We start from the raw sequence: 18479 nt of genomic DNA on the forward strand, positions 1-18479 counted from the left end.
AAGCACACGGCCAAGTTCCCCGGATCCGCACCGCAGGCTGCGACGCTGCCTCTCATGGAAGCGGTGCTCGCGCGGATGCGCGCCCTGGACGACCGGCTCCCCGCGCACGACGGTGTCGCCGTCTTCAACCGGGTGTACCTGACGGTGACCGAGACCCTGCACGCGCGCATCACCCGCGGAGAGTTCCCCGCGCCCCGCCGGGCGGAGACGCTGAGCGTGCGCTTCGCGGAGCGGTACCTGACGGCGGTGGAGGCCGACCGGGCCCCGGCGTGCTGGCGGCCGCTGCTCCAGTACCGCCGCCACCCCGGGGTCCGGCCGCTCCAGCACGCACTGGCCGGGATCAACGCGCACATCGGGCACGACCTCGCGCTCGCAGTGGTCGCCACCTGCCGGGCACTGGACTGCGAACCACGGGCCCTGGAGGCGGACTTCGACCGGGTCGGCGACACGCTGGTCTCCCTGGAGGAGCACATCCGGGAGGACCTGATGCCCGGCCCGGACCTGCTGGAGGTCGCGGACCCGCTGACGCACCTGCTCGGTTCGTGGAGCCTGGACCGGGCCCGGGGCGCCGCCTGGTCGGCGGCCCGCCTGCTGTGGACCCTGCGCCGCTCCCCCGAACTGGCGGAGGAGTTCACGGACTCCCTGGACGCGGGTGTCGGCCTGGTCGGCCGCTGCCTCCTGACCCCGACGGGCTGAGTACGTGAAAACGGGCCGCCGCCGCGCTGTGTACGCGGGGGCGGCCCGTGGTCACGGGGCCGGAGCGGCGGGGTGGGGCCGCTCCGGGCGGTGGCCGGGGGAGGTCAGTCCTCCGGCAGTTCGACCGGGGCGATCTCGTCGTAGACGTCGCCCGGGCCGGGGTTGGTGGCGTCGGTGGAGCCGCCGAGGTGGTGCATGACGCCCCAGACCGCGTTCAGCGCCGTCTGGACCGCGCCCTCGGCCCAGCCCGCCGTCCAGGAGATGTCGTCGCCCGCGAGGAAGATGCCGCGCTTGTCCTCGGGGAGGCGGTCCTGCATGAAGTGGGTGAACAGGCGCCGCTGGTAGCGGTAGTGGCCGGGCAGGTTGGCCTTGAACGCGCCCATGAAGTAGGGCTCGTTCTCCCACGACACGGTCACCGGGTTGCCGATGACGTGGCGGCGGATGTCGACCTTCGGGTAGATCTCGCCGAGCGACTTCAGCATGACCTCCATCCGCTCGTTCGCGGACAGCGGCAGCCACTTCAGGCTGTCGTCGCACCAGGTGTACGAGAGGCAGATGACGGCGGGCTGGTCCGGGCCGTTGTCCAGGAGGTACGTACCGCGCGTCATGCGGTCCGTGAGGGTCATCGACATGACGTCGCGACCGGTCTCCTCGTCCTTGTCCAGCCAGAACGGGCGGTCCACCGGGATGAAGAGCTTCGAGCTCTCCATGTAGTGGGTGCGCTCCATCGCGGTCCAGTGGTCGATCGGGAACAGCGAGTCGTCGCACGCGATCTTGGACAGCAGCATCCAGGACTGCGCCGTGAAGATCGCGGCGCGGTACGTGCGGATGTCGCCCGAGGAGTCGGTGACCGTGATGCGGTTGCCGGCGGTGCGGTGCAGGCGGGTCACCGCGGGGCGCGGGGTGCCCTCGTGCAGCGAGGACAGCGAAGTGCCCTGCGCCCAGTGGACGATCTTCTCGGGCTCGCGCTCCCACAGGCGCACCGGCAGCTGCTGCGAGCCGCCGACGATGCCGCGGTGGTGGTCGTCCGCCTCGGTGTAGACGACGCGGAGGATCTCCAGGATGGAGTTCGGGAAGTCGGTGTCCCAGCCGCCGGTGCCGAAGCCGACCTGGCCGAAGATCTCGCGCTTGCGGAAGGACTGGAAGGCCTCGGACTTGCAGAGGAAGCCGTAGAAGGTCTCGTCGTCGAGCTTCTCGACGAGCTTGGCCCAGATCTCGCGGATGCGCGGGACGTCCCGCTCGCGCATCGCCTGGTTCATGTCGGAGAAGTCGGCGCCCTCGTCGAGGCAGGCGTTCCACGCTTCGGCGACGTCGCGGTAGATCTGCGGGAGGTCGGCGATCGTCTCGGCGTAGTGGGTCTCGCCCTTGAGGTCCACGACCGTCGAGGGGGTGGCCTCGGCGAGCGGGTTCGGGAAGGGCTCGGTGACCAGGCCGACGAGGTCGATGTAGTGCTGGAGCGCCGTGGAGGAGGGCGGGAAGCGCATGGCGCCCATCTCCGCGGTCAGACCCTCGGTGCCGGCGCCCTCGAAGCCGACGGTGCGCAGCCGGCCGCCGATCTGGTCCGCCTCGTAGACGACGGGCTTGAGGCCCATCTTCATCAGCTCGTAGGCGGAGATGATGCCGGACAGCCCGCCGCCGATCACGGCGACCTCGGTGCCGTGCTCGGTCGCCGGTATCTGGCCCAGGCCCGCCGGGTGGGCGAGGAAGTCGTCGTACGCGTACGGGAAGTCCGGGCCGAACATGGTGATCGGCGGCTGTCCGTCGCTGTGCGGGACGGCGGTGGTGGGCACCGTGGACGTCATGGGGTACGGCTCCTTGCGGGGGTGGGGCAGGGGGGAGGGCGCAGGCGGGTTCGGCTGGGGCTCAGACGAGGGAGGCGTAGAGCCCGGGGCGGCGGTCGCGCAGGTAGGGGTTGGTCTCGCGCGAGGCGCGCAGCAGCTCGGGATCGGCCTCGCCGATCACCAGCTCCTCGCCGCGGCCGGCCCGGGTGCGGGTCACCCCGTCGGGGCTCGCCAGGCAGCTGAGTCCGACGAACTCGAACTCGCCTTCCGGACCGGTGCGGTTGACGTACGCGATGTACATCTGGTTCTCGAAGGCCCGTACGGGGACGAGCTGTTCGGCGACGAACTGGAACGGGTGCATCTGCGCGGTCGGCACCAGGAGGAGGTCGGTGCCGGCCAGTGCGTGGGCCCGGACGTTCTCCGGGAACTCCACGTCGTAGCAGATCATGACGCCGATGCGGAGGCCGTTCAGGTCCGCCTGGACGACGGGGGTGTCGCCGGGCGTGAAGGCCTCCTGCTCGAAGCAGCCGAAGAGGTGGGTCTTTCGGTAGTTCGCCAGCCGGACCCCGTCGGGGCCGATGAGCTGGGCCGCGTTGTACACCGTGTCGCCGTCGCGCTCGGGGTAGCCGTACAGGACGGCGACGCCGTGGCGGCGGGCGATCTCGCCGATGGCGCGGGCGGACATGCCGTCGGCCGCCTCGGCGAGCGCGGCGACGTCGGGGACGTCCAGCGCGTAGCCGGTCAGGAACATCTCCGAGGTCACGAGGAGTCCGGCACCCGCCTGTGCGGCGCGCTGCGCGGCCTCGTCGAGCGCCTTCAGGTTCTCGGCGGTGTCGCCGAGCCGTCCGGAGCTCTGGAGGAGGGCGGTGCGCAGCGGGGGCATGGGCGTACCTCTGTGGCAGGAGGGGTGGGGGTCCTATTGAAGGTACGTTCGCGCGTTCGACCCCGACAAGCCGTGACCGTTGCGCTCCGCGCATCGATTCGTTGCGTGTTTGACGGGTCATGCGGCGATTCGTTGTGCGGAACCCCGTGGATCCCCTCCGCCCGGAACTACGTGTCGGCGCGGAAGGCCGGGTGGGCGCCCAGGCGCCGCAGGTCGTCGAGGATATCGTCCGTGTCGTTGCCGATCACGCGGCCGCTCCAGGTGTCGCACAGGGCGGGGACGGCCAGCGCGCCGTCGTAGTGGTGTCCGGCGGCCTCGTAGGCCCGGCGCAGCGCTGCGTACGAGGCGGGCGGGCCGAGCAGGGTGGTGGCCACGGAGCCCTCCAGTCCCAGTCGGGCGAGGGCGGCCGCCACGCGCAGGGAGTCCGGACAGTCGGCGCAGAGGTACAGGCGGTAGCGGTGCGGCACGGGCGAGAATCCGGCGCCGATGCGGCTGCGCAGGACGGGGGCCGGACCGGTTCGGGGCAGGACCATGGGAAGCATGACTCTCCTGGGAGGGCACGAGGGCGTGGCGGACCGCCCGGCGGCGTGGCGCGCGCCGGGTCACGGGGAGGTGCGGGGATGCGTACGCGGCGGCTGGGGCCTGCGGGGCCCACGGGGCCAGGTGCAGCCCGCCGGAGGCCTTGCGCGGCGTACGGAAAGGGGAAGCTCAGGCGCTCACGCGAAAGGCACTGCACACGCGCAGCAGGTCGATGTGCAGGCGCCGGGTCAGCCACCAGCGGCGCAGGATCCGCGTCTGCGCGCGCGCCGTCCTGGCCATCTCCACCGGCTCCGTCCCGCCCCTGGGGCATAAACCCGCCCGCGACGGACGCTGACTCTCGTGACCGTCGTCACCAGCAGTCTCGTGGCGGTGCGCGGGGCCGTCAAGAAGGTGGTGGACGGTCCGGCGGCCGTTCCCGAGGGAAGGAGTTCCCGACCCCATGGCGCCCGACACCGATACGGCCGCGCGGTCCACGCCCGTGCACGTCCTCGACAATCCGGTCTGGGCCGCGCTGAGCGGCCCGAGCAGTGCCTTCGCCGAGACCGGGCCGCGGGGGCTTGCGGCCCGGTACCTCGCCGACACCTCGCCGTTCGTCGCGCTCGCGGACCCGCAGGACCCTCGGGCCTGGGCGGATCTGGCCGAGCTGGCCGGCCCGGGCTCGACGGTCTGGATCACCGGCCTGCCGACCCCGCCCCCGGGGTGGACGACGGAGACTTCGATAGCGGGCGTGCAGCTGGACGGCGGGGCGGTACGGGCCGAGGCCGCGCCCGAGGCGGTCCTGCTGGGGCCCGCCGACGTGTCGGAGATGCTGGAACTGGTCGGCCTCACGAAGCCGGGGCCGTTCGCGCGGCGCACCGTCGAACTGGGCACGTACCTCGGGATCCGGCACGAGGGCCGGCTCGTCGCGATGGCGGGGGAACGGATGCGCCCGCCGGGCTGGTCGGAGATCAGCGCGGTGTGCACGCACCCGGACCACCGCGGCCGCGGCCTGGCCGGCCGCCTGGTCCGCGCGGTGGCCGCCGGGATCCGCGCACGCGGGGAGCGCCCGTTCTTGCACGCGGCGGCGGACAACACGGGAGCCATCGCCCTCTATGAGTCGATGGGCTTCACCCTCCGCCGCCGCCCGCTCTTCCTCGGCGTCCGCACCCCGGACGAACGGGCCTGAGCAGAGACGAACGGGCCTGAGCAGAGCGGCAGCGCACGGCCGGGGCACGGCGGCAGGTTTCGGGGCGCGCGGATCGGTCACACGCGGGGACATGCCCAGGAACGCGAAAGGAACTGGAACTGTCATGACCGACGTCTCCCGGCTGCCCGGCGCCGCCCACCACCACTGGCAGTGGCAGCTGCAAGCCGCCTGCCGGAATCTGGGTCCCGGCCGGTTCTACCACCCCGCCGGTGAGCGCGGCGAGGAGCGGGAGGACCGCGACGAGGCCGCGAAGCGGGTGTGCGCGGTGTGCCCGGTGCGCGCCGCGTGCCTGGAACACGCGCTGCGGACCCGCGAGCCGTTCGGGGTGTGGGGCGGGCTGACCGAAGAGGAACGCCGGGCCCTCGCGGACCCGGCGCATGCCGCCCCGGCCGCCACGAGGGCGTAGGCCGGCCCCGTAGGGGTCCTGCCGCGCCGACACGGCTGCGCCCCGACATCGGGATGCCGGGGCGCAGCCGTGTTCGAGGGGGCGGCCGTCAGGCCGGGGCGCCCGAGGTGAAGCGGCGCAGGAGGGGGGACAGGACCAGTACCGACTTGGTGCGCTCCACGAAGGGTTCGCCCGCGATGCGTTCCAGTACCCGCTCGAAGTGCCGCATGTCGGAGGCGAAGACCTGGACGAGGGCGTCCGCGTCGCCGGTGACGGTCGACGCGGACACCACCTCGGGGTACCGCTCCAGCCCTCGACGGATGTCGTCCGGCGAGGTGTTGTGGCGGCAGTAGATCTCGATGAAGCCCTCGGTCTCCCAGCCCATGGCGGCGGGGTCGACGCGGACGGTGAAGCCGGTGATGGCTCCCTCGGCCCGCAGCCGGTCCACGCGCCGTTTCACGGCGGGGGCAGAGAGTCCGACCTCGGATCCGATGTCCGCGTAGGAGCGGCGGGCGTCCTCGGCGAGGGCGTGCACGATGCGTTCGTCGAGATCGTTCAGTCGCACTGCGGGTGGATCACATTTCTGCTGTGGCCACTTCTGCCGTGGCCAGTCGGGAGCGGCGGATGCCGTAGCTGAAGTACACCACGAGGCCGACTGCCATCCAGCCACCGAAGACCATCCACGTGGCCTTGTCGAGGCTGAACATCATGAAGCCGCAGGCGAGGAAGCCCAGGATCGGCGTGATCGGGAAGAGCGCCACCTTGAAGGTGCGCGGCATGTCCGGCTTGGTGCGGCGCAGGATGATCACGGCGACGTTGACCAGCCCGAAGGCGAAGAGGGTGCCGATGCTGGTGGCGTCGGCGAGCTTGCCCAGCGGGATGAAGGCCGCGAGGACGCCGCAGAAGAGGGAGACGATGACGACGTTGGCGCGGGGGGCGCCGGTCTTCTCGTCGACCTTGGCGAAGACCTTGGGGACGAGGCCGTCGCGGGACATCGCGAAGAGGATGCGGGTCTGGCCGTAGAGGACGGCGAAGACGACGGAGAAGATCGCGATCACGGCGCCGGCGGCGAGGACGACGCCCCAGACGCTGGTGCCGGTCACGTCGGTCATGATCTGGGCGAGCGCGGCCTCGGTGCCCTCGAAGTCCTGCCACGGCATGGCGCCGACGGCGACGAAGGCGACGAGCACGTACAGGACGGTGACGATGCCCAGCGAGAGCATGATCGCGCGCGGCAGGTCCTTCTTCGGGTTCTTGGCTTCCTCACCGGCGGTGGAAGCGGCGTCGAAGCCGATGTACGAGAAGAAGAGGGTGGAGGCGGCGGCGCTGATGCCGGTGACGCCGAGCGGGGCGAGCGGCGTGTAGTTGCCGGACTTGATGCCCATGACGCCGATGCCGATGAAGAGCAGCAGCGTGACGATCTTCACCGCGACCATGATCGAGTTGATCGTGGCGCTCTCCTTGGCGCCGCGCATCAGGAAGACCATCGAGAGCATGACGACGACCAGCGCCGGCAGGTTGATGAACCCGCCCTCGCCCAGCGGCGCGGAGACCGCCTCGGGGATGGTGACGCCGATGGTCCCGTCGAGGAGCTCGTTGAGGTACTGACCCCAACCGACGGCCACGGCGGCGACGGAGACCGCGTACTCCAGGACCAGGCACCAGCCGCAGATCCAGGCTATGAGCTCGCCCATGGTGGCGTACGCGTACGAGTACGAGGAGCCCGAGACCGGCACGGAGCCGGCCAGCTCCGCGTAGGAGAGGGCCGAGAAGAGCGCGGTCAGGCCCGCGATGACGAAGGAGATCGTCACGGCGGGGCCGGCCTTGGGGGCGGCGGTGCCGAGGACGACGAAGATGCCGGTGCCCAGGGTGGCACCGATGCTGATCATGGTCAGCTGCCACATGGTGAGCGAGCGGCGCAGCGTGCCGCCCTCGCCCTGGCCGCCCTCGGCGACGAGCCGCTCGACGGGCTTGCGGCGCATCAGCGGGTTCACGGGCTTGCGCGTCTCCTGGGAGAGCGGGGGTGCCTGGCCCTGGTCGAGCACGAGGGGACTCCTTTGACACTGCGGATGGGGACTGAGGCATCGACCGCAGCGGTCCTGAGCAGGACACAGACAAGAGCCTGGGCATGGGGGAGGACCGCCGAGCAGGCGGTCTTCGCCACTCCACGTACAGCGAGTGAGCCTACGAGCTGAGTGATACCGCCCGTAATGCACCATCCTTGCACATTGCCGTACGATCGTTGCGCGGATCTGTCCTGGATGGTCCTTTGTTGCGCACGGATGATCGATCGGTGCGCACCGCGCGCTGAGCCCCTTTATTGACACCTCGTCAGATCTCCCGCAGCATGCCCGCCGGAGCCGGCCGGACCGGACGGGCGCACCCCCGCGGCGGTGGAACCGGCCCGCGCGGGGTACGGGTGAACGCGGTGGCACCGGGGGCTGCGACCGCGGCCCCCTCCGCCCCGACTCCCCTGACGACCGGAGGCGCGCAGTGATCACTGAGGGCACCGCCACGCACTGGCTGGACCCGGGGCCGTTCCTGCGCGGAGTCGCCTGGCTCGATAAGGGGCGCCCGGTCCGGGCCGACCCGGCTGACGGCATGCGACTGCCCTGGGACACCGGGGAGCGGGCCACCCTGCCCATAGGGGTGCGTCTGGAGTTCACGGCGCACGCCGCGCACGCGGTGGAGATCCGCTACCGGGCGACCGTGCCCGGGCCCACCGACGCGCTGCGCGACCTCGCGCACGGCTTCGCCCTGTGGGACCGCCACGGCGTGGTCCGCGAGGTCTGGACCGAACCGGCCGCGGAGGCCGTCGTACGCATCGAACTCCCGGGCGGAACGGGCCCGTTCACCCTCCATCCGCCGGAGGCGCAGTCCCCGCTGATCCTCGGCCTGCGCGGGATCGGCGGAACCGTGGCCCCGGCGCCGCCCGCCCCGCGCTGGGTGGTGCACGGCGATTCGATCACCGAGGGCTGGTGGTCCACACGGCCCGCCCACGGCTGGCCCTCCGTCGCCGGACGGGCCCTGGGCTGGGACACCGTCAACCTCGGGTACGCGGGCGCCGCCCGCGGGGAACTCGCCACCGCCGAGCAGATCGCGGGTCTGCCCGCCGATGTCCTCACCCTCGCGTTCGGCACCAACTGCTGGTCCCGCGTGCCCTTCTCGGTACCACTGCTGTACGAGACCACCCGCGCGTTCCTCGACCTGGTCCGCCAGGGGCATCCGCGGACCCCGATGCTACTGCTCTCCCCCGTACTGCGGCCGGACGCCGAGCGCACCCCGAACCGGCTCGGCGCCACCCTGGGCGCCCTGCGCGATGCGATGGAGCGCGCCGCCCGCGACCGGATCGCCGCCGGGGACGACCGCCTCACCCTGCTGCCGGGCCGTGACCTGCTGGGACCGGAGCACCTGGAGGACGGACTGCACCCCAACGACGGCGGACACCAGATCCTCGGCCTCGCTGTGGTCACGGCTCTGCGCCGCGCCGGGTTCGGTACGGGGTGAGTGAAACAGCCCACACACATCCGCTTGAACAGATCGACCTCAACCAGGCGTGTCCTTCGCAGAGTTGCCGACGCACCGGAGACGGGCGGCGGACACGGAGACACCGAACGTGGGAGAGATCAAGATGGGCATCAAGCGCGGAACCACCCTGGCCGCCGTGGCAGTCGTCGTCACCCTCACCGCGACAGCCTGCGGCGGCGGGGACTACGCCAAGGGAGGGGACGCGAAGCCGGCCGGGGCCGCGTCCGCCGCCCCCGCCTCCGGCGCCGGTGCCGGTGACTACGGCTCCGACTACGGCTCGGGATCCGGTGCCGGAGCGGCAGACGCCGCCGGGGCGGGCATCAAGTCCGCCGGGCAGCTGGCGATCGCCCAGAACGAGAAGCTCGGCTCCGTCCTCGCCGACAGCGCCGGGATGACCCTCTACCGCTTCGACAAGGACACCGCCAAGCCGCCGAAGTCCAACTGCGAGGGCGACTGCGCGAAGACCTGGCCGGTGGTCGCGGCCGGCGACGCCACCGCCGCCGCGGGCATGGACCCGTCGGTGCTCGGCGAGGTGGTCCGCGGCGACGGCAGCAAGCAGCTGACCGTGGGCGGCTGGCCCGTGTACCGCTACAGCAAGGACACCAAGGCGGGCGAGACCAACGGGCAGGGCGTCGGCGGGACCTGGTTCGCGCTCGCCCCCGACGGCAAGAAGGCCGCGAAGGCGGCCGCCGCTTCTGCCGCGCCCGCGGCTTCCGACGCGCCCGCCGCGTCTGCCGCGCCGTACCCGAGCGCCGCGCCCGCCGGTGCGGGTCAGGCCGCGGGCGCCCTGACGGTCGCCAAGGACCCCAAGCTCGGCGAGCACATCGTCGACGGCAACGGGATGACCGTCTACCGGTTCAAGAAGGACACCGCCTGGCCGATGGCCTCCAACTGCACCGGTGACTGCGTCGCCAAGTGGCCGGTGGTGCCCCCGGTGGACAAGGCCAACGCCAAGGGCATCGTGGAGAAGGGCTACTCCGTACTGGACCGCCCCGACGGCATGAAGCAGCAGGCGATCGACTGCTGGCCCGTCTACACCTTCACCGGTGACAAGAAGGCCGGCGACGTCAACGGGCAGGGCGTCGGCGGCACCTGGTACGCGGTCTCGCCCGACGGCAAGCTGATCACCACGTCCTGACCCCACGTCGTGGCCACTTCCTGACCGCGTCCCGACCACCACCCCGACCACCGCCTTCCCCCACGTTCCCCCACACACGAACCGCGCGGCCCCCTGCCCACCTCCCCCCGGCAGGCGGGCCGCGCACCGTTCCGCCCCGGCGCCGTCGTCCCTAGACTCCACCGCATGCTGCGCGTACTGGCCGTCGACGACGAGAAGCCGCTCCTTGAGGAACTCCTCTACCTGCTGCGCTCCGACCCCCGGGTGCTGAGCGCCGAGGGCGCCTCGGACGCCACCGAGGCCCTGCGGCGGATCACCCGGGCCCTGGAGACCGGCCCCGACGGGCCCGACGGCATCGACGTGGTCTTCCTCGACATCCACATGGCGGGGCTGACCGGCCTCGACATAGCCCGGCTGCTGGCCGGGTTCGCGCACCCGCCGCTGATCGTGTTCGTCACCGCCCACGAGGGGTTCGCCGTCCAGGCCTTCGACCTCAAAGCCGTGGACTACGTGCTCAAGCCGGTCCGTCCGGAGCGGCTGGCCGAGGCCGTCCGGCGGGCCCGTGCCCAGCTCGGCCGGGCCGCCGCGCAACCGTCCGAGCCCGCGGAACCGGCCGGTCCGAGCATCCCGGTGCAGCGCCGCCCCGCCCCCGAGGTGACCGTCGCCGAGCGCACCCCGGACCAGATCGCCGTCGAACTGGGCGGCGTCACCCGGTTCGTGGCGATCGCCGACATCGCGTACGTCGAGGCGCAGGGCGACTACGCCCGGCTGCACACCGACGAGGGCAGCCACCTGGTCCGCATCCCGCTCTCCACGCTGGAGGAGCGCTGGGCGGCCCGCGGGTTCGTCCGCATCCACCGCCGCCACCTCGTGGCGCTGGGCCGCATCGACGAACTCCGGCTGGACGCGGGCACCACCAGCGTCCGCGTCGGGTCGGCCGAGCTCCAGGTCAGCCGCCGCCACGCCCGCGAGCTGCGGGACCTGCTGATGCGCCAGGCGACCGGATAGCGGTCCACCGGCCGCCCGACGCGGCGACCGCCCCCACGCGACCCCGGTGAGCCGGCCGCCGCCCGGCGGGGCGACCCGCCGGCGGGGCGACCGTCCGGCGTGCCCGGGCACCGTTCGTCGCACCGCACGGGGCGTACGGCGCCCCACCCCTGCCGTCGGTCGCAGGACGGGCCGCAGCACCCTCGGTCGGCCCCGCCCGGACCTATCGTGGAGCCGCCCGGTCCGGAAGGAGCGGGCGGCAACGAGCAGGGGGGCTGATGGCCGAGATCCAAGCGCTGCTCGACGCGCTGGCCGTGCTGCCCCGGACCCGGCCCGCCGGGCCCGCCGAGGCCGAGGTGCTGCTCGCCCGGCTGCGCAGCGCCGCCGCGCGCTGGGCCGACGTACTGTACGAGGCCAACGAGGGGGTCCGGCAGCAGCTGCCGCCCCGCGCGGAGGCGGCCCTGACGCTGGCCTTCCGGCGCGCCGAGGACTCGTACGTGGAGCTGGAGATCGCGCTGCGGGACTGCGCGGAGCACCGGGACCCCGCGCACTGACACCCCTTTTCGGCCGGTGGGAGCCCCCGGGATCGGCCCGGTTCGCGCCTGTTGCCCGGTCCGCGGGCGTGCGTAGACTCCGGTACCCCCTCCTCCCCCGCGCCGAAGGGACCGACCGTTGAACCAGACGTACGCGCTGACCGCGGTCACCGTAGTCGTCCTGGTCACGGTGCTCCTCGGCGCGCTGGGCCTGCGGATATCGCGGACCACCTCCGACTTCTACGTCGCCTCCCGGACGGTGCGGCCCCGGCTCAACGCGGCCGCGATCAGCGGCGAGTACCTCTCCGCGGCCTCCTTCCTCGGGGTGGCCGGTCTGGTGCTGCTCCAGGGGCCCGAGATGCTCTGGTACCCGGTCGGCTACACGGCCGGGTACCTGGTGCTGCTCGCGCTGGTGGCGGCCCCGCTGCGGCGCTCGGGGGCGTACACGCTGCCCGATTTCGCCGAAGCCCGGCTGGAGTCGCAGGCGGTGCGCCGGGTCGCGGTGCTGTTCGTGGTCGGGGTGGGCTGGCTGTACCTGATGCCGCAACTCCAGGGTGCCGGGCTGACGCTGGAAATCCTGACCGGTGCGCCGCACTGGGTGGGCGGGGTGGTCGTCGCGTTCGTCGTGACCGCGGCCGTCGCGGCAGGCGGGATGCGGAGCATCACGTTCGTGCAGGCCTTCCAGTACTGGCTCAAGCTGACCGCACTGCTGGTGCCCGCGTTCTTCCTGCTCGCCGCCTGGGCCGGGGACGGCGCACCGCGCGCCTCCTTCGACGCACCGGCGGTGTTCCGCGAGCACACCGCCGTCACGCTCGCCGAGGACGTCCGGCTGACCCTGGACGCGCCGCTGGCGCTGAAGGTCACCGGGCAGGTCGACGGGCGCACCTACACGTCCGCGCCGCTGACGCTGGAGCCCGGGGAGCACTTCGTACGCTCCCGGGCGCGGCTGGAGTTCGCCGCGGACACCCGGGTCCCGCAGACCCGGGCGGCGTCCGGGCCGGACGCGGCCCGCTGGTCCGAGCCGCTGGGCGGGGGCGGGCCGGCGCTCGGCCTGTACGCGACGTACGGGCTGGTGCTGGCCACCTTCCTCGGAACGATGGGCCTGCCCCACGTCGCCGTGCGGTTCTACACGAGCCCCGACGGCCGCGACGCGCGGCGCACCACCTTGGTGGTGCTCGGGCTGCTCGGTGCCTTCTACCTGCTGCCGCCGGTGTACGGGGTGCTCGGCCGGACCTACGCGCCGGAACTCGCCCTCACCGGGGACGCGGACGCGGCGGTGCTGGTGCTGCCGGAACGGATGCTGGGCGGGGTGCTCGGCGACCTGCTGGGGGCCTTGCTGGCCGGGGGCGCGTTCGCGGCGTTCCTGTCGACGGCCTCGGGGCTGACCATGGCGGTGGCCGGGGTGCTGCACCAGGACGTCCTGCCGGCGCGCGGGGTGCGGTCGTTCCGGATCGCGGTGCTGGTGGCGATGCTGGTGCCGCTGGCCGGGAGCGTGGCGCTGACCGACGTCCCGGTGGCGGACGCGGTGGGGCTGGCCTTCGCCGTGTCGGCGTCGTCCTTCTGCCCGCTGCTGGTGCTGGGCATCTGGTGGCGCGGGTTGACCCCGCCGGGTGCGGTGGCCGGGCTGGTCATCGGGGGCGGGGCGGCGCTGGGCGCGGCGCTGGCGACCCGGGCGGGGCTGCCCCGGGCGGGCTGGGCGCACACGCTGCTGGCGTGGCCGGCGGCGTGGTCGGTACCGCTGGGGTTCCTGACGATGGTGCTCGTGTCGCTGGCCACCCGGTCGCGGATCCCGGCGGGGACGGCGGCGACCCTGGCCAGGCTGCACCTGCCGGAGAGCGTGACCGGGGCCGGTGGCTCCGGTGCCGGGTCCGGGCCGACAGCGGGATCCGCGGCCCGCGCGGGCGGTGCTCCGTGACCGGAGCGGTGCTCACGGCCCTGGCGGCGGCGGGCGGGGCCCTGCTGACGGGGCTGGGCTGGGCCGGCGGCCGGTGGCACGCCCGGCGCGGCGAGCGGACGAGCGGCCCGGACCTCGGCACCCCCGTGGAGCGGGCCACCTTCCACACCCTGCACACCGCCTCGTTGGCCGCTCCCCCGCTGCGCGCCGGGCTCACCGAGGACGCCGCCCGCAAGGCCGCCAAGCGGCTGCGCTCGCTGCTGGGCACGGAGGCGCTGTGCCTCACCGACCGGGAGGCCGTGCTGGCCTGGGACGGGCCGGGCGCCGACCACCACCAGCGGCGGGCGATGGCCCGGGTCGCCGTCATGCTGGCTTCGGGGCGCAGCCAGAGCGTGCGGACGGAGTGCACACGGCCCGACTGCCCGCTGAAGTGGGCGGTGGTGGCCCCGCTCACCGGTGAGGACGGGGTGCTCGGCGCGCTCGTGGCCTACGGGTCGCGGGAGTCGGCGGTACTCGTGCGGGCCGCGACGGAGGTCGCCCGGTGGGTCTCCGTCCAGCTGGAGCTGTCCGAACTGGACCGCTCGCGGACCCGGCTGATGGAGGCGGAGATCAAGGCGCTGCGGGCGCAGATCTCCCCGCACTTCATCTTCAACTCCCTCGCCGCGATCGCCTCGTTCGTCCGCACCGATCCGGAGCGGGCCCGGGACCTGCTGCTGGAGTTCGCCGACTTCACGCGCTACTCCTTCCGCCGGCACGGCGAGTTCACCACGCTGGCCGAGGAGCTGCGCTCCATCGAGCAGTACCTGGCCCTGGCCGGGGCCCGGTTCGGGGACCGGCTGAAGGTGACCCTCCAGGTGGCGCCCGAGGTGCTGCCGGTGGCACTGCCCTTCCTGTGCCTCCAGCCCCTCGTGGAGAACGCCGTCAAACACGGGTTGGAGGACTCCACCGAGGAGTGCCGGGTCACGATCGCCGCCCGGGACGCCGGCGCGGAGGCCGTGATCACCATCGAGGACGACGGGGTCGGCATGGATCCGGGCGTACTGCGCCGCATCCTCGCCGGGGAACGCGGCGGCTCCTCGTCGGGCATCGGGCTGACGAACGTGGACGAGCGGATCCGGCAGGTGTACGGGGACGCGTACGGCCCGGTGATCGAGACGGGCGTCGGCGCGGGCATGAAGATCACCCTGCGCATTCCCAAGTACCGTGCGGGGGTCCACAGTTCACCTCCGGGGGAGCAGCTTCGCCGCTACTGAGCCGGGGACGGTCTGGGGAGGTTCACCGACGTGCGGGTCGGGCGGGAACAGCAGCGTGAAGAGTTGCGGGAGTGGGTGCGCGGCGGTGCGCGGGGCCGCGGGAGCCGACTGATCGTGGAGGGCGAGCCCGGCGCGGGCCGGACCGCCCTCGTGCGCGAGGCACTGGCCGAGGCGGCCGCGCTGGGCTGCCGGGTGCGCTACGGGGCCGCCGACCCCTTCACGGCGGGGCTGCCGCTGCGGGCGGCGCTGGACTGCCTGCACCCCGACGGCCCCGAGCGGGCGGCCGTGGTCGCCCTGCTCCGGGAGGCCGGCGAGGCGGCGCAGCCCGGCGGGGCGTGGCTCGCCGCCCTGGACCTGCTGGTTTCCGGGGTCGAGGGGTGGTGCGCGCGGGGTCCGCTGCTCCTGGTGCTGGACGACCTGCACTGGGCGGACCCGGCCAGCCTCCTGCTGTGGCAGCGCCTGGCCCGGTCGGTGGACCGGCTGCCGCTGCTGCTGGCGGCGACCCGGCGGCCGCTGCCCCGCAGGCCAGAGGTGGAACGGCTGTGCGCCGGGCTGGGAGCCGGGCCGGGCGGGCGCACCGTCCGACTGGAGCCGCTGACCGAACCGGAGACGGCCGAGGCGCTCCGCCGGACGCTGGGCGCGGAGCCGGGGCCGCGGCTGCTCCGGGCCGCTGCCCGGGCGGGTGGCAACCCCCGCCTGCTGCGGGAGCTGACCGCGCAGTGGTCCGGGCTCGTCGCCACCACCACCGGGGCCCCCGGCGGGGGCGAGAGCGGGGCCCGGGGACGCACCGCGGGCGAAGGCCGGGGGCCCGGCGCGGGCTCGACCCAGGGCCCCGGCAGAGGCCACCGCGGAGTCTTGCCCCAGGGGCACGGCGGATGCGTCGTCCCGGGCGACGGCTCCGGCCTCGGCGTCGGCGGGGATCCCGGCCGGGGCCACGGCGGGGGCGGGGCAGCCGGGGCGGGCGACGCCGCGGGCGGGCGGGAGGTCGGGCGTGTCGCCGAACTGATCGTGTCGGAATCGGAGTTGCCCGAGCCGCCCGCCTCCCTCCCGCGGGGGCTCGGCTACCTCTCCCGCTCCGCCTACACCACCCTGCGGCACGCGACGCTGCTCGGCCCGGCCTTCACCCCGCGCGAGCTGGCCCTCGTACAGGCCAGGCCCACCCGGGAGGTGCTGGCCGAACTGGAGGAGCCGCTCCTCGCCGGGCTGTTGGAGGACACCGGCGAGCTGCTGCGCTTCCGGCAGCCGGCGCTGCGCCGCGCCCTGTACGCGGAGCTGCCCCGGGCCGCCCGGTCCGCCCTGCACCAGGACGCGGCGCGGGCCCTGGCCGAGGCCGGGCACGATCCGGCCCGGACCGCCGAACAGCTCCTGGCCGGCCCGTCGTTGGACCGGTGGGCGGTGCACTGGTTGGCGGACTCGTCGCAGTCACTGATCGCGGCGGCGCCCGCGGCCGCCGCCGAACTGCTGGAGCGGGCCGTCGGCCGGGCCGACTGCGCGGACCGGGAAGCCCTGGAGGGCGGCCTCGCGGACGCCGCCCTGATGCTGCGCCGCCCCGAGTCGGCGGAGCTCCTGACCACCCTGCACGAGCGGGCCACGGACCCCGGGGCCCGGTCGGCCCTGGCCTTCAAGCTGGTGTCGGCGCTGATGATCCAGGGGGACATGGGCCGTTCGCTGGCCGTCACCGAGGACGCGCTGGTGGAGGGGGTCCCCTCCCCCGCGATCCGGCTGCGCCTGGAGGCCTGCCGGGTCCTGGCCCTGGCCGAACTGGGCTGCCCGGCGCAGGCGCACGCGTTGGCCGTACCGGTGGTGGCGGAGTCGGCCCGGCTCGGCGATCCGCTGTGCGGGGCGGAGGCCCACCACGCGATGGCCTTCGCGCTGTTCCACCTCGGGCGGGGCCGGGAGTCGCTGCACCACGTCGCCGAGGGGATCGCCTGCGCCCGGCGCAGCGTCGAGGCCAACGACATGCGGTTGCTGATGCTCGCCAACCAAGCAGAGGGCCATCTGCGGTTCGATGAGCCGGCGCCCGCCGCGGCGGCGCTGCGGGAGGCCCGGGAGCTGGCGCTCGCCACCCGCTCGACGGGCCGGCTGGTGGTGATCGAGGCGCTGCTCGCCGGGTTCCACTACGGGCTCGGCGACTGGGACGCCGCGTTCGCCGGGGCGGGCCGGGCGGACGGGATGCCGGTTTCGGACGGCTGGCTGCCGGTGGTGGTGCACGGGCTGCGAGCGCTCGTACTGGGCCACCGGGACGAGCGCGAAGCGGCCCGGGCCGAGCTCGCCCTGCTCCCGCCGGACGCGTTCGCCGCTCCGGCGGCCCGCCGCTACAGCGGGCACGTGCTGCTGGCCCGGGCCCTGGTGGCGGAACGCGCGGGCCGGCCGGCCGAGGCGGTGCGCGAGCTGCTGCCGGCACTGGCGGACGGTCCGGACGAGGCGATGGCCTACGAGCGGCCCTGGGTGCTGTCGGAGATCGTCCGGCTGGCCCTGGAGTGCGGGGACACGGCCACGGCCCGGGCGGCGGTGGCGGCCTGCGGGAGGACTGCGGCGGCGCTGGCCGAGCATCCGGGCCCGGCGCTGGCACTGCTGCGCTGCCGGGGCCTGTTCGCGCAGGACCCGCAGCTGCTGGAACAGGCCCTGGAGCGGGCGCAGGCCGCGGGCCGGCCGCTGGTGCTGGGCCAGGCGTGGGAGGACCTCGCGGTGGCCCGGGCCTGGCACGGCGACCTGGCGGCGGCGCGGTCGGCGCTGACGCGTGCGGTGGCCGCGTACGAGGACCTGGGCGCGCGGTGGGACACCGCGCGGGCCGACGCCCGGCTGCGGAGCCTGGGCGTGCGGCGGGGCAGCCGCTCGGCGCGGCGGCGGCCTGCGAACGGGTGGGAGGCACTGACGCCGGCGGAGTTGAAGGTGGCCCTGCTCGTCGCGCAGGGCCGTTCCAATCCGGAGATCGCGCGCGCACTGTTCCTTTCCACGCGGACGGTCCAGACGCACGTGTCGCACATCTTGGCGAAGCTCCAGGTCCGCTCGCGGGCGGGGGTGGCCGCTCAGGCGGCCGCGCGACGGGCGGGCCCGGAGTCGGGGCCGGCGCCCGGGCCGTAGCCGGGCATGGCTTCCCGCAGGGCCCGCAGGGCGTAGTACGTACGCGATTTGACGGTCCCGACCGGGACTCCGAGCGCCTGGGCGGCCTCGCAGACCGACGATCCGCGGAAGTAGATCTGCACGAGCACGGCGCGGTGCTCCGGGCTGAGCGATCTCAGCGCGTCACGGACGTCGAGGACGGCGACGGCCTGCTCGGTGCGGTCGTCGGCGGCCGGCGCGTGCGCGTCCAGGGCGTCCGGCCCGACCTCGGCGGGCCGCACCCGGCGGGCCCGCCGGGCGTCGATGGCGAGGCGCCGGCCGACGGTGTACAGCCAGGGCCGCATGGACCCGTGGCCGCTCTCCAGCGCCTCGGGGTGCTTCCAGGCGCGGAAGAGGGTCTCCTGGACGAGGTCCTCGGCGCGGTGCCGGTCGCCGGACGTGAGACCGAGGAGGAAACCGTAGAGGGCCTTGCCGTGTTCGCTGTGCAGTCGCGCGAGGGCGTGCGCGTCGGTGCGGAGGCGGAGGGTACTGGTCACGGGGTGCCCCTTCCGGGTCGGATGACCCGAGCGTGACGGACCCGGCGCCCGGAGTTATCCGCCGCATGGCGTATCCGCCCACCGCCTGCGCCGACCG

General features: G+C 74.0%; 16 protein-coding genes. 10 read left to right on the forward strand and 6 right to left on the reverse strand.

All coding sequences use genetic code 11. The annotated features are described in order from the left end of the window. Nucleotides 1-54 precede the first annotated feature (54 nt). Nucleotides 55-696 (forward strand): DUF5995 family protein, encoded by a 642-nt coding sequence (locus OHA65_RS08015; RefSeq protein ID WP_327282435.1) that lies wholly within the window; start codon nt 55-57, stop codon nt 694-696. A gap of 104 nt (nt 697-800) precedes the next feature. On the opposite strand, the gene OHA65_RS08020 is transcribed toward OHA65_RS08015, so the two are convergent. From OHA65_RS08020 to OHA65_RS08030, 3 genes are all read right to left on the reverse strand, one after another. Beyond that, nucleotides 801-2498: an NAD(P)/FAD-dependent oxidoreductase gene (locus OHA65_RS08020; RefSeq protein WP_327282436.1), complete on the reverse strand. Its 1698-nt coding sequence runs from the start codon at nt 2496-2498 to the stop codon at nt 801-803. A 61-nt stretch (nt 2499-2559) separates the two neighbouring features. After that, nucleotides 2560-3360: a carbon-nitrogen hydrolase family protein gene (locus OHA65_RS08025; protein ID WP_327282437.1), complete on the reverse strand. Its 801-nt coding sequence runs from the start codon at nt 3358-3360 to the stop codon at nt 2560-2562. 167 nt (nt 3361-3527) lie between these two features. Beyond that, nucleotides 3528-3893, reverse strand: a complete 366-nt coding sequence (locus OHA65_RS08030; protein WP_328762133.1) for a hypothetical protein — start codon at nt 3891-3893, stop codon at nt 3528-3530. A gap of 446 nt (nt 3894-4339) precedes the next feature. On the opposite strand from OHA65_RS08030, the gene OHA65_RS08035 reads away from it, so the two are divergent. Together OHA65_RS08035 and OHA65_RS08040 are read left to right on the forward strand one after the other, a co-directional pair. After that, nucleotides 4340-5065: a GNAT family N-acetyltransferase gene (locus OHA65_RS08035; RefSeq protein WP_405755155.1), complete on the forward strand. Its 726-nt coding sequence runs from the start codon at nt 4340-4342 to the stop codon at nt 5063-5065. Nucleotides 5066-5189: 124 nt separating this feature from the next. Beyond that, nucleotides 5190-5492, forward strand: coding sequence for a WhiB family transcriptional regulator (locus tag OHA65_RS08040; RefSeq protein WP_327282440.1), 303 nt, complete (start codon nt 5190-5192; stop codon nt 5490-5492). An 88-nt stretch (nt 5493-5580) separates the two neighbouring features. Here OHA65_RS08040 and OHA65_RS08045 read toward each other — a convergent pair whose 3' ends face one another. Together OHA65_RS08045 and OHA65_RS08050 are read right to left on the reverse strand one after the other, a co-directional pair. Further along, entirely contained in the window at nt 5581-6036 is a 456-nt protein-coding gene (locus tag OHA65_RS08045) for an Lrp/AsnC family transcriptional regulator (RefSeq protein ID WP_007262967.1), read from the reverse strand. A 10-nt stretch (nt 6037-6046) separates the two neighbouring features. Beyond that, on the reverse strand, nt 6047-7516 hold the full coding sequence (locus OHA65_RS08050) for an amino acid permease (protein ID WP_327282441.1): 1470 nt from the start codon (nt 7514-7516) through the stop codon (nt 6047-6049). Nucleotides 7517-7964: 448 nt separating this feature from the next. Here OHA65_RS08050 and OHA65_RS08055 point away from each other — a divergent pair, with 448 nt between their 5' ends. From OHA65_RS08055 to OHA65_RS08085, 7 genes are all read left to right on the forward strand, one after another. After that, entirely contained in the window at nt 7965-8978 is a 1014-nt protein-coding gene (locus tag OHA65_RS08055) for a GDSL-type esterase/lipase family protein (protein ID WP_327282442.1), read from the forward strand. Between the two features lie 124 nt (nt 8979-9102). Continuing rightward, on the forward strand, nt 9103-10137 hold the full coding sequence (locus OHA65_RS08060; protein WP_371646783.1) for an SCO0930 family lipoprotein: 1035 nt from the start codon (nt 9103-9105) through the stop codon (nt 10135-10137). Nucleotides 10138-10302: 165 nt separating this feature from the next. Next, entirely contained in the window at nt 10303-11124 is an 822-nt protein-coding gene (locus tag OHA65_RS08065; protein ID WP_327282444.1) for a LytTR family DNA-binding domain-containing protein, read from the forward strand. A gap of 257 nt (nt 11125-11381) precedes the next feature. After that, on the forward strand, nt 11382-11657 hold the full coding sequence (locus tag OHA65_RS08070) for a hypothetical protein (RefSeq protein ID WP_329313009.1): 276 nt from the start codon (nt 11382-11384) through the stop codon (nt 11655-11657). Between the two features lie 118 nt (nt 11658-11775). Then, entirely contained in the window at nt 11776-13551 is a 1776-nt protein-coding gene (locus OHA65_RS08075; protein WP_405761662.1) for a cation acetate symporter, read from the forward strand. After that, on the forward strand, nt 13548-14783 hold the full coding sequence (locus tag OHA65_RS08080) for a histidine kinase (RefSeq protein WP_327282447.1): 1236 nt from the start codon (nt 13548-13550) through the stop codon (nt 14781-14783). Before OHA65_RS08075 ends, OHA65_RS08080 begins: the two co-directional genes overlap by 4 nt. A 30-nt stretch (nt 14784-14813) precedes the next feature. Then, complete coding sequence (locus tag OHA65_RS08085) at nt 14814-17867, forward strand: AAA family ATPase (protein ID WP_405761664.1); 3054 nt, start codon at nt 14814-14816, stop codon at nt 17865-17867. Here OHA65_RS08085 and OHA65_RS08090 read toward each other — a convergent pair. Then, on the reverse strand, nt 17813-18382 hold the full coding sequence (locus OHA65_RS08090; protein ID WP_405761667.1) for a sigma-70 family RNA polymerase sigma factor: 570 nt from the start codon (nt 18380-18382) through the stop codon (nt 17813-17815). The genes OHA65_RS08085 and OHA65_RS08090 overlap by 55 nt on opposite strands. Nucleotides 18383-18479: the final 97 nt, after the last annotated feature.

The organism is Streptomyces sp. NBC_00045 (genome assembly GCF_045041095.1).
Taxonomy (GTDB): domain Bacteria; phylum Actinomycetota; class Actinomycetes; order Streptomycetales; family Streptomycetaceae; genus Streptomyces.